This window comes from Nonomuraea sp. NPDC003727, from assembly GCF_053586935.1.
Map to the genome: position 1 here is coordinate 1 of NZ_JBSFNE010000027.1, position 11376 is coordinate 11376.

Sequence of the window (11376 nt, forward strand, 5' to 3'; positions counted from 1 at the left end):
CCCGCTACGACAAACGCGCCTACATCTTCCTGGGAACCGTCACGGTCGCAGCCTTGGTCATCTGGCTCCGCACGTGATCCAGGAAACAGCTCCTAATCGCTGGCTGGACTCGACTCCCTTGCGGGCGATACGCACCGCGATGCGCCTGCCGCGCAGCCATCGGCGCAGGTCATCACGGTCATAAGCCTTGTCTGCGTGAAGCTTTCCGGGCTTGATCCACCGGCCGTGGCGAGGGTCGCGTCTCGTTTGAAGCTCGGTCACGACGGGTTGGAGGGCTTCGCTGTCGTGGGTGTTGCCAGATGAGACACCGACCACGACATGCAGTCCGGACCGGTCGGACAGGACATGCATCTTGGAACCCGGCTTGCCCCGGTCCACGGGGCTCGGGCCTGCAAGTTCGCCCCCCCCTTTTGGCCCGCACGTGGGCGGAATCGAGCACGACACGGGAGAGGTCGAGCAGGTCGGCGGCAGCGAGTTCGTCGAGCACCGCCTGGTGCAGCTTGGCCCATACGCCGGCCCGTGACCAGATCAGAAGGCGGCGGTGCGCGGTGGACTTCGATATCCCGAAACACGGTGGCAGGGCCCGCCACGCACATCCACTCACCAGCACGTAGACGATGGCCGCGAACACCGCTTCATCAGGCGTGTTCCGCGTCCCACCGCCCTGTGGACGCACCCGCGCCAGCGGTAACGACGGCCGGGCGATCTCCCAGAACCCGTCCGGGACGGTCCACCCCCACTCGTTCCTTCCCATGCCCTCTTAACGTCCGGCTCACCACATAGGACACGCTCTAAGGGGTAACCGACCGTCGAGGAGGGGACCCGTTGCGCCTGCCTGGCACTGCCGAGGCTCCGTCCGGCCGGCAGCAGGCTTTCCCTGGGAGACCGGCATGTCCGGCTCCTCGTTCTTGCGGTAGAGCTCGGATGGAAAGTCGTACTACCGGGAGGCACGCCCTGACGGGTTCGCGGTCATGGCCGGGATCGGCACAGGTCGGCGAAACTGTGCTTGATCCTGGAGACGGCCTGCTCGACGTGCGGGAGCTTGAGGGGGTCGTCCGCGGCGAGGGACTCTTCCTGCTGTTCCGGCGTATCACCGTAGAGCATGCTTGTAGCCACCTTGAAACGCAGTGCGCGTCGATCGTCGTCGAGTTGATGGCCTCCCAGAACCGCAATGCCATATCGATCCAGCAGGCGGCGCTGCAGGCGTGGTGAATCGGCGACGCCTTGCCTGGCAAGCGCCGAGCGAAGGCGTTCGAGATCGGGATAGAGATAGAAGCCTGCCGTCGGCGGACGGCACGTCGCACCCGCCGAGACCACGGCCCGGTGGACCGCTCGGGCGACGTGGCCGTGAAGGCGTGCGGCGGCCAATCTCCGATCCTGAACTTCCAGCGGCTCGGAGAAGGCGTATTCGGCCACGGCCTGCATGGGTCCGGCGAGCGAGGACCAGACATCGCTGGCGACCGCCACCAGCCCGTCCCGGAGCCATTCACCGAAGGCCCCGTCCGGAACGCGGAGCATACCGATACGCCACCCGCCGAGCGCCAGGCTCTTCGAGAGGCCGGTAACCACGACGGTACGCTCGGGCTCCACCTCTGCGGGACTCAGAAACGTCATGGCGGAGTCGTGAAGGGTGTCCCGATAGACCTCGTCCGAGACAATCAGCAGGTTCTCCTCGCGGGCGACGGCGCAGATTTCCCGGATCAGCTCCGGGGGCACGACGGTGCCGGTCGGATTATCCGGTGTGGTCAGAATGAGAATCCGGGGGTCATGCCCTTCAGCACGCGCTCGCCGGATCGCCTTTCTCGCCTGCGCCGGATCCGGTACGCCGCCGCACTCGTCAGGGATCGCCACATGAACGGTTCGTTTCCCGGTGAACTCGGCCTGCGGCCTGTAGCTGTTCCAGCACGGGCGTGGCAGAACGACATCGCCGGGCATCACCAGATTCAGCGCGAACAGCAGTGGCTTGCTGCCGGGACCGACCACGATCTGCCCGGCGTCGGTGGCAAGCCCTCGTCGCGCGAAATAGTCGGCTCCCGCCCGACGGACGTCGCTCTCCCCCGCGACCGGACCGTACCGGTTGCGGTGAGCGCTGTCTCGAAGGAGTCGCACCAAGGGAGCGAAAGCCGGCAGCCTCGCCTCGCCGAACCCGAGGTTGAGAACCGGCTCCCCCGTCGCGACGCGCGCCGCCACTTCCTCGTTGAGCCGAAGATTGGGCGACATACGCCACGTTGTCGAAGGGATCGGAGGCGACGTCACAGTCCGGTGTCTCCCTGCGAGGGTGCGGATGGTCTGGCAGCACGAAGGAAAGCGTCCATGGTCAGCCGGAATGCTGAATCCGTGTTGATCCCGATCGCCCGGAGCACATCGGCGGAGATTCCCCGAACAGTGGACGGAAATCTTCTACGCCGGTGAAGCCCGACCGGTGAGCGAAACAGCACGCGGCGCCCAATGCAGGGGAATGCGGCACGGCAGTCGACGTCATTCAAGGAAGCGCGTCCACCGGCACCCGCCACTACAGTTCAGCCAGGTGGCTACGAGCGGGCATCCAACTCGACCCGCATTGCCGATGCGCAGGAAAGGTGCGCGCTCCAGAAATACTCCAGCTCCTCGCCACAAGGGTGTCTGAGATCTCAGCGGTGCCGCGTATCGCATGTCTCCACTCTTGTATCACATCGTTCCGGAGCACAATACACCTATGCGCGGATATCCTCCACGGAGCGCCTCAAAGTCCGTTGTTAGGCTCCTATGGGGTACTCGTTGTGATGGAGAGTCGCGTACCCGTCCATACCTGCCCGTGTCGCCGATCTTCCGATGCAGGCGGCAATACCTGCGACGGGATACGTCTGCGGAGACGGAGGACTACCCCACGTGTTCCGGAGCAGCAGTCGGCCGCCCGCGCGTCGGGCAGGGGAACTCCGGCCCTCGTGGGTATGCCTCGCTGCGGGCCGCACACTCTGCCAGGTGACGCTGTTCGGGGACGGCGCGCCGCCGGAGTACGCCACCCGCCGCGCGCCTTCCGGCCAGGAGGAGTCGGCACTCGCCCGCGTCGAGCATCCCCGTCCAGGGCCGGGCATTCGCCGTGGGCCGGTGCCCAGTCTGTGCGTTCCCGCCTGAAAGCCCACCCGGACCGCAACGCCCGTCCCGGTCGCGCGGAGCTCGGCAACTCACGGCGTCAGAAGGCAGCTCACCCGACGCACCGGAGGCATGGCCGGCTACTGCGCAGCCGCTCATACTGAAGGGCGTAGTTCTCGTAGAATCGTCTGCGGAGGCTACTCCACGGCGTCCTTGCATGGTATATCTGACGGTACGCAGCAATTGAGCCCATACAATCAAGAGAACACTTCGAATAAGCAGAGGAAGCCGGGCAGCGTCTCACACCGTTCTGCCTCTCATCGTGTTTCCGTACCGAACACCGAAAGCGGGTGCAGGGGGCCTGAAGGCGGTTCTCCCCGCTTTGTTTGTCGCCCGGACTCCGCTGCCGACAAGGTGGTTGTCGAGAGTAGTCGCGTCGTACGGCACAGTACGTTCCACAACCAGGGAGAGCCTCGTTGAGCGATCGATCAATGCGTAGCGAACGCTTGTCGGATTCCGAGATGGAGCGATGGCTCACGCTGTTCTGGATGACCCAGGCCGATCAGACCCCTGTTCTCGAAGAGCACTGGCGCCTCAACCTGCCGGCCACGAGGGAACAGGTCACAGCGGGGGTATCACGCCTTTGCGCAAGACATGAGATGCTTCGGAGCATATTCGACATCGAGCCAAGCGGGCTTCCGGTTCGCAGAGTGGTTCCCATGGAGGATTTCGTAGCGCCGACCGTCTTCACTGACGCCGATACCCCGTTTCCGACTCCGGAGATCGGCGACGCGGTATCATCGGGCAGATTCTTATGGTACATGGTCTTTCTAGTTGAGAACGACCTCATCCACGAAGTTCAATTATATCTGCAACACATCATCGCGGACGCAGCAGGCTTTGCCCTATGGCGCACACAAATGGATCAGGCGATTCAAGGCGTGGACTGGACGCCCCAAAGGCTCGCAAAGAGCGACGGCGGGCACGCGGACAAAAGTGGTACCGACTCTCCGGCGAACGCGCATCGCGATGAGCGGCTTGCGCGATCAAGCCAAGCGATTGTGCCGGCAGTTCGCAGCGATGCCCCCCACTCCCACTTTCAAATCTCCACTGTACTGCCCGGCCTGGCGGTCGAGCTTCAACGAGTGAGCGACGCCGCAGGCGTAAGCGTCCCTGTCGCCGCAAAGTTCTTGCTCGCATGGGCGATGTCGCAACTCTCAGGGCGATCCGATGTCTTACTCGCCAACGTCGCCTCTACCGGAAGCCTCAACAGCGAGGAAATAGGCTGCAGGATTTCAAACCTGTACGAGCTGGTCACCGTACGCGATGAAGCCACATTCCATCAAGCACTGAGCGAGCTGCAGGCCGAATCGTTCAACACCTACTTGGCCTGGGAGGATCGCGACTACTCGCAAGAGGTTGACCGGCGCGCGCGGATGCTGCAGCGGAGAGGGATCGGCGGCATCGCACCGGTCTACTTCGACTACATCACCGCGGTCCAGCAATCCGCGCCCCTCCACAACGAAACCACAAGGCCGCGGCAGATCGTCATCGAGGTCGGCGCCAACGCCGTGGACTGTCTGTCGCCGGTGTTCATTTTTTACCATGTGAACGATCGAGACATTCAGCTTGAGATTCGGGCAGACGAAAGGGTCATCGACTCAGACCTTGCCAAGGATCTGCCTCACATTCTCACACGGCTGACTCTTCTCGCCCAGCAAGTCTCGTTGCCGGTCTCTGCGGCGAAAGAGTTTTTTCCCCAGAAATTCCGCAATCGTTCGGACGCGATTTCGGTCGGCGGTCGCTGGCTCTCCCCGTCAGGTTTGAAGCGTCTTCTGGCGGAGTCTCCAGATGTGATTCACGCGGAAGTGGAGATTTCAGGCGAGCAGGTAGCGGCCGAGCTGCAGCTTGCCGAGTCGGCCGACATATTCGACGTACACGAGTTCGTCACCTGCCGCCTCTTCTCCAATCGCACGGTCTGTGCTCCGGATGTCTATTTTTGGCACAAGCCGGGCCGTCCGGCACGTCAGAAATGGACGGCAAGCCGCGAGGCGCTGCCAAGGCTGGCATGCGAAACGGAGAACGAGGAGCTTCTCGTTGCGTCTATTCAGGCATTTCATCGTGACGAAATTTCGAACCTGGCAGAGTCTTACGTCCAAGCAGGGGGTCGCCTGCTCCTGGCTCCGGCGGTTGTGCGCCGATTGGAAGAGCATGGGCTGACCGGGCTTGGGAGAGAGCATTTTGAGGCGCCGTTCTCGTTGCGTAGTCTCGCGCGACTGCTGCGCCCCTCGCCTTTCCCAGTGCTTCCGCGCGCCCGGCAGCCCGGCAGCGACCCGGTTGAGGCCGACTCGGCTCAGGTGCCCCTCTTCCTGCAGCCCCCAAACTGACGCCACCATTTGTTCAGGACCAGGCTGGCGAAAGCCGTGGTCGTGGCGGCGGCGGGTTCGACCGCGCCCAGGAGCGCGGTCGTGATGGCCACTTGACTGCCCTGCTCCGTCGCAGGCCACCCGGAGCGATTCTTCCGCTCGGCGACACGGACCGGACCGCGGCCGGTGAACGGCGTGGGACGCACCACCGCCTCGGCTTCATCCACTGGATGGTCCCGCCCGGATTGTATGGACGCCATTCCCTCCTCGGCGAGGTGTTGCGGTACTCGATCAAGCCCGTGTGCCGCAGTACGGTCTGAACACTTGGCCGAATCGAAGAGGGGAACCGCTATGAGCTCCGCCACGTACGCGAACCCTTCGATTCCGAACCCGAGTTCGCGCTGATCGGCGGGGAGGTCACCGAGGGCGTAGTGCGCGTCGGTGATACGGTACGGCGTCCGGTCGGCTTCAACGCCCCGCTCGTTCATGCCGTGCCTGCGGGTGATCAACCCGAACTCCGCCACCCTGGCGGAGGTCATCTCGGCCGCGCCGCTGGAAGGTCAGTGGTGGTTCTGGTGGTCGTGGGCCGAGCCGATCACCCCTGTCGGCGACATCGCCACGACGGCCGAACGCATCCGCCGCGTGCTGGCCACAGCCGCGCCAGCGCGCGCCCTTCCGAGCGGTGTGACCGTGCCGATGACATAGACCCTGTCACCGGCAGCCTCCCGTCCCACGGGTGCGGGAACGGCCGGTGACAGCACACACGCCCTCACCCGCGCCGAAACCGGGTAACCAACGGCGCAGGCCCCGGCAACGGCCGGGTGAGGGTCCTTCTGTAGGGGTGAGAGCCGTAGCGCCGGCGCGCTTGCCCACCCCCGCAAACCGGTGACCGCAGGCGTCTTGCGCCACGGTGACCGCAGTCACCCTCCGGTGGCTGACCGGATTGAAGAGGAGGTCCGGTCCGCCACCCCCTCTCGACGATTACGGCGGAACCCCGTCCGCCGAATCGTCGCCAGGGCGGTCCCTCGCCCAGGTCAAAATTCGCGGCGGCTGGGGGCCGCGACGCGAGGGACCGCCCACCCCCCAGACGTCCGGCAGCAGCACCCCCTCCCATGTGTGAGAGCTGCTGCCGGGCCGCAGCCTCCGAGCGCCGGATGCGCGTCGCTGAGACGCTTCCGGCGCCCGGGGGATCTCCTTCGCCGGAGAACCAGAGAAGGGGAGGGAGGGCCGCCGTCAGGGGATGTCCGGCGGCCCTGCCTCCCCAACCTCCGCACGCGTCCTCACTGCCCCCGAGGTCTGCCCTGGTGTCTAGTTCTGACTGGTGGGCGGGTGGATCACCGACCCTCCCCGCTCGGTCCCCGGACCGGTTCCTCGCCCGGCAGGTCGTGGAGATCGGCGTCCGAACGAGCTCGGCGGCATTGGCGCCACGGGCTGGGCCGCCAAGAGCGCGGCGGTCGCCTCTGCCGCAGCAGCGGCGGCCTCCGGATAGACGCTGGTGTAGGTGTCACGGGTGAAGGCCGACGAGCGGTGCCCGAGCGTCTCCTGCACGATCTTGATGTATCGGCGCGGCGTTCGTGGCGTGTTCGGAGGCGTTTGAAGGCATAGAGCCAGGCGAGGGTGCGTTCGACCGGCGTCGGTGATCAGGTGATGCTTGGAACCGGGCCGGGCACGGTCGACCGGGCTGGGCCCGGTGTGATCCCCCTTTTGAGCACCCGGACGTGCGAGGAGTCGACCACCGCGTGGGCCAGGTCGAGAGCGCCGACGGCGCGTAGTTCGGCCGGCAACACCTCGTGCAGTCGCTGCCAGATGCCTTGCTCATGCCACTCGGCGAGGCGTCGCCAGCAGGTCGACCCGGACACCCCGAACGCGGCGGTCGGCAGGTCCTGCCAACCGATCCCGGTACGCAGTACGTACAAAAGACCCCGGAAAAGCTGATCTTGGCAGGGTCGTAGCCGCAGCCTGCCGGGAGACACGACACGACGGGCGGAGGCTGATCGGCGGCCGCGGCGCCGGCAGCGGCTTAAGCAGGCCGCCGGGGCCGAGGGCCCGCCGCCGCAGACCGGTTCGGGCCACGGAGTCACCGGCCGGCGGACGGCCGCCCGCCACCGTGCGTGGTTTCGTGGAGCAGTTCGCGACGCTGCCGGTCGGGACCGGCCTTCCACACAGGATTCCGGCCGCCGCGAGCGGTACGTCATCGACGACGACGTCTGGCTCCGGGCGTTCAATGCCGACACCGGGGCACAGGCCGAGCCGATAGCCGTAGGGTGGTTTCCGCCCTCTCAGCGGACGGGCTGCAGAGTGACGGGGAGCGGCCCAAGCTGAGATCTTTTCTCGGCACGTGGATATGGGTCTGCGGGGTTGTGGAGACGCTTGCCGGTGGCGTCGCCTGAGCAACTTCCTGAGTTTCCCACGGCCGGCGTGGCCAAATCCCCATCACGCAATACTTGCAATGGACCCAACAGGCCCGCAATGCGACCAACCCTCGCCACCACTCTACTGCGATGTCGCCTGATGCCGACTTTGACATTCAATGTTGAAGAGGCGCATGTGATGGCTCGCATCTGGGACCACGTCCCAGATGCGGTTGCGGTTGATCGAAAGTCGATCTGGTTACGATCGCTGTTCGACCTATCCAAATTGTGGCAATCCGGTACCGTGTTAGCAAGGCATAGAGGAGTCCATATGGCAAATCGCAGACTTCCACCCGCCATCCCTGCGCCCCCGTGGCGGACCGTCGCCAGGCCGGAGCCCGACAAGGAGCCGTTGACGCGGAATCTCATCCTGAAAACAGCCCTGCGAATTATCGACAGAGAAGGCTTGGACGCCTTGAGCATGCGCCGGGTCGCCCACGACCTGCAGACGGGGCCGGCCTCCCTCTACGCGCACGTGGCCAACAAGAACGAACTTCTGGAATTGCTCATCGATATGGTGTTCGGGGAGGTCTCGGTCCCACAGGCTGACGCCGAGCACTGGCAGGAGAAGCTGAGGGAACTCGCCTTCGAGCTCAGGCGGGCGCTGACCCGTCACGGGGATATCGCGCGGCTGGTCAGCGCCTTCGCGCCCTGCGGTCCGAACGGGGTATGGGTGGCCGAAGCATTCCTGTCCATACTGCGCGCCGCCGGGCTGTCGGACCAGGAGTGCGGCTGGGCGGTGGGCCGTCTGACCTTGTACATCACCGCGGACGCGCTCGAGGTGAGCCAGCACTTCAGCAGGGGGCGTGCGACCGAGCCCAACGTCGAGGCCCACTGGCGGCGGCTGGGCGACTACTACTCCAGCCTTCCACCGCAGCACTTTCCGCACACCACGGCGATGGCGGAGACCCTGCTCTCCGGTAGCGGCGACGCGCGCTTCGAATTCGGCCTCGACCTTCTCATGCATGGCCTGAAAATTGTTTGCGAAAATCAGCAGACGACGTCCGACGAAACTCCAGAACCTGCCGCATTCGTAGATCTTTAGATTAGGGTTCGCCACGTCGGCGATAGTGGCTGATCCGTACCGGGGATTGATGGACAAAGCCGGAAGTACGGCCGGCCCGGCACGGAATCGACGACGTTCGCGGTCGGAACGAACAGGCGCACCAGAACGTGGCGGACCTCGGTGAGCAAGGGCTTAAAGCAGCCAGAGCGTCAGCCGCGGCTGTTTCAAATCATGATGTCGGCGGCTGAACCTGCAGATCGATAGATGCGGTAGTACTGAACCGGTGTACCCGCGGCCAGCTCTTCGGCCAGTATTTCGATCACTTGGTGCACCCGCCAGAGTGCTCCCGCCCGCGCGCCAGGAACGGCCTCAGCGTTTCAGCGAGCTCACCAACACGTTCGAAGATCGAGAAGTGATTGCCGTCGTGGCGCACGACCGTGCACTCCCGCTGCGTGCAGTGCGCCCAGCCCGCGCCCGCGTCCGGCCCTACGAGCGGGTCCTCCCGTCCCTGGATCACCAGCAACGGAGCGGAGATCCGGCGCGGTGGTGAGCCGGAGTCGTAGGAGACGGTGTTGCGCACGTCGGCACGGATCAGCGGCACGAAGAGCGTGGCGGCGATCGACGGGCTGAGCCCGGCCGGCACGCCACCCACGGTCTGGAGCGCCTCGAACAGCTCCAGGTCGGTCAGCTCCAGAGCGTCATCCCCCCAGTTCGCCCTCGTCTGCGGTGGGTTGCGCCCGGAGACGACCACCAGGCACGGCCCGTCGCTCGCCGAATCCTCAATGATCGCGGCCATCTCGTAGGCGATGAGGCCGCCCATGCTGTGCCCGAACAGGATGTACGGCCCGCCCCCCGCTCTCTCCCGCACGCGGCGGGCGAGATCCATGGCGGCCGCGCGCACGGAAGGCGCGACCGGCTCAGCGGAGCGGGTGCCGCGGCCTGCGAGCTCCAGCGGGACGACCTCGGCATCGTCGGCGAACCACTCCTGCCAGCCGCGGTAGACCCGGGCTGATCCGCCGGCGTAGGGCACGCAGAAGAGCAGCGTCATTTGTGGAAGTCCTCAGGGTCGGCGGTGGCGATCTGGATGGTTCGAGGGCGTTCGGCGGGCAGGAGCAGGGAGTCGAGTTCCGACCGGAGCCTCGCTTCCGTGTCCGGTCGTGTGTCGGTGACCGTGATCTCCAGGTCGAGGGCACTCTCGCCGCCCGCGCCCTCGGTCAACCGCGGTACGCAGCGCACGACTCCGGCGATGGCGTTGACCGTCTGCCGCAGGCCGCTGAGCGAGACCTTCTCGCCGCGGATGATCGCGAAGTCCGACAGCCGGCCGCAGAAGTAGTGGTAGCCGTCATCGTCGACGGTGAAGACGTCGCCGGTGGCGATCCGGCCGGGGGCGATCAGGGTGCGCGCGGCCGCCGATCCACCGATCTTCCTCTCCAGCACGGTGTCAGACTCCACCAGGAGTTCGCCGGTCTCCGGGCGTAGGGACGTCCGTACCCCCGGCAGGGGCAGGCCGACGGAGGCGTGCCGGTGGGCCGGTTCGGCGTGGGCGGCGAGGGTCAGGACGCGCGGGCCCGCCTCGGTGAGGCCGTAGGTGAGGTACAGCTCGCCGTCTGGCCTGGCCGCCAGCAGCCGGGCTACCTGGGCCGGGTGGATCTGGTCCCCGCCGATGGTCATGACCCGGGGACCCGGTGACGGCAGGGCACCGTGGGCCAGGAGTCTGCGGGCGAGTTCCGGGGTGATGGAGGAGTGGGTCACGCCGTGGGCCGCGATGGCCGATTCGTAGCCGGCCGGGGTGAAGGGCGGCCCGGTGACGACGATCCGAGCGCCCGTGACATAGGCGGCCAGCACCTGGGCGACCATCGCGTACGAGTAGTACAGCGGCAGGTTGACCAGCACGGTGTCATCAGCTGTCATGCCGACCGCCGCGGCGTGGCGGCGGGCGTTGCGCAACAGGGCGTCGACGCGGTGCAGGCAGGCGCTGAAGGCTCCGGAGGTGCCGGAGGTGGACATGAGCACCTGTCCGGCCCGGTACGGCGGCGCCGCGTCGGCGTCGGGTTGCGCATGCCCGGCCCGGTACGGCGGGGCGGTGCCGGCCTCGGGTCGCGCTCGCCCGCCCCGGCCGACCGGCGTGTCGCCGTCGAGCAGCACCGCCTCAACCTCGCCGACGGCATGGCTGGCGGCCGCGCCGTACCTCGCCGGATCCGGTCTGGCGGCCAGCAGGGCCCGCGCTCCCAGTGTGGCCGCGAGCCGTCTTGTCCGGGCAGGCGGGGTCCTGGGGGCGATGGCGATCGGGACGAAGCCGAGCAGCAGGGCGGCCAGATAGGTGCGCACCGTCCGCATGGAGTTGGACAGCGCGATGATGACCGCGTCACCGGGTTCGAGGCCGAGCTTCGCGAGGTCGTCCAGGGTGCCGTCGATCCCTTCATGGGATGTCCGGGCGGCCAGGTCGGCCGACCTGGCCAGGAAGTCGGCGACCGGTCTCACGTCCAGCGGCGGTCCGTGGTTGGTGGTGGACATCAGAGGC

At 66.3% G+C, this 11376-nt stretch carries 9 protein-coding genes and 2 pseudogenes; 4 read left to right on the forward strand and 7 right to left on the reverse strand.

Features of this window, described 5'->3' with window-relative positions:
• Nucleotides 1-57: 57 nt before the first annotated feature.
• The 3 genes and pseudogenes from ACWDLG_RS40195 to ACWDLG_RS40205 all read right to left on the reverse strand — a co-directional run bounded on the left by ACWDLG_RS40195 (nt 58) and on the right by ACWDLG_RS40205 (nt 2220).
• Nucleotides 58-444, reverse strand: a complete 387-nt coding sequence (locus tag ACWDLG_RS40195; protein ID WP_449930130.1) for a transposase — start codon at nt 442-444, stop codon at nt 58-60.
• Between the two features lie 109 nt (nt 445-553).
• A pseudogene (locus ACWDLG_RS40200) lies at nt 554-754 on the reverse strand (transposase); the annotation flags it as partial.
• Between the two features lie 215 nt (nt 755-969).
• Nucleotides 970-2220: a pyridoxal phosphate-dependent aminotransferase gene (locus ACWDLG_RS40205; protein WP_449930132.1), complete on the reverse strand. Its 1251-nt coding sequence runs from the start codon at nt 2218-2220 to the stop codon at nt 970-972.
• A 741-nt stretch (nt 2221-2961) separates the two neighbouring features.
• On the opposite strand from ACWDLG_RS40205, the gene ACWDLG_RS40210 reads away from it, so the two are divergent.
• Nucleotides 2962-3114, forward strand: coding sequence for a hypothetical protein (locus ACWDLG_RS40210; RefSeq protein WP_449930134.1), 153 nt, complete (start codon nt 2962-2964; stop codon nt 3112-3114).
• Nucleotides 3115-3593: 479 nt separating this feature from the next.
• Nucleotides 3594-5459, forward strand: coding sequence for a hypothetical protein (locus tag ACWDLG_RS40215; RefSeq protein WP_449930136.1), 1866 nt, complete (start codon nt 3594-3596; stop codon nt 5457-5459).
• Here ACWDLG_RS40215 and ACWDLG_RS40220 read toward each other — a convergent pair.
• Complete coding sequence (locus tag ACWDLG_RS40220; RefSeq protein ID WP_449930138.1) at nt 5426-5947, reverse strand: hypothetical protein; 522 nt, start codon at nt 5945-5947, stop codon at nt 5426-5428. The genes ACWDLG_RS40215 and ACWDLG_RS40220 overlap by 34 nt on opposite strands.
• Between ACWDLG_RS40220 and ACWDLG_RS40225 the strand changes: the two genes are divergently transcribed.
• The gene (locus tag ACWDLG_RS40225; protein WP_449930140.1) at nt 5940-6143 is read left to right on the forward strand and encodes a hypothetical protein; all 204 of its coding nucleotides are present in this window, start codon (nt 5940-5942) and stop codon (nt 6141-6143) included. The genes ACWDLG_RS40220 and ACWDLG_RS40225 overlap by 8 nt on opposite strands.
• 924 nt (nt 6144-7067) lie before the next feature.
• Here ACWDLG_RS40225 and ACWDLG_RS40230 read toward each other — a convergent pair.
• Nucleotides 7068-7420 (reverse strand): annotated as a pseudogene (locus ACWDLG_RS40230) (transposase); the annotation flags it as partial.
• 781 nt (nt 7421-8201) lie between these two features.
• Between ACWDLG_RS40230 and ACWDLG_RS40235 the strand changes: the two are divergent.
• Nucleotides 8202-8894 carry a TetR/AcrR family transcriptional regulator gene (locus ACWDLG_RS40235; RefSeq protein ID WP_449930142.1) on the forward strand — a complete coding sequence of 231 codons (693 nt, stop codon included), beginning with the start codon at nt 8202-8204 and terminating at the stop codon, nt 8892-8894.
• 280 nt (nt 8895-9174) lie between these two features.
• Here ACWDLG_RS40235 and ACWDLG_RS40240 read toward each other — a convergent pair whose 3' ends face one another.
• The gene (locus ACWDLG_RS40240; protein WP_449930144.1) at nt 9175-9903 is read right to left on the reverse strand and encodes a thioesterase II family protein; all 729 of its coding nucleotides are present in this window, start codon (nt 9901-9903) and stop codon (nt 9175-9177) included.
• A complete protein-coding gene (locus tag ACWDLG_RS40245) occupies nt 9900-11369 on the reverse strand; it encodes a class I adenylate-forming enzyme family protein (RefSeq protein WP_449930146.1) in 1470 nt (489 codons plus the stop codon). Before ACWDLG_RS40245 ends, ACWDLG_RS40240 begins: the two co-directional genes overlap by 4 nt.
• Nucleotides 11370-11376 lie beyond the last annotated feature (7 nt).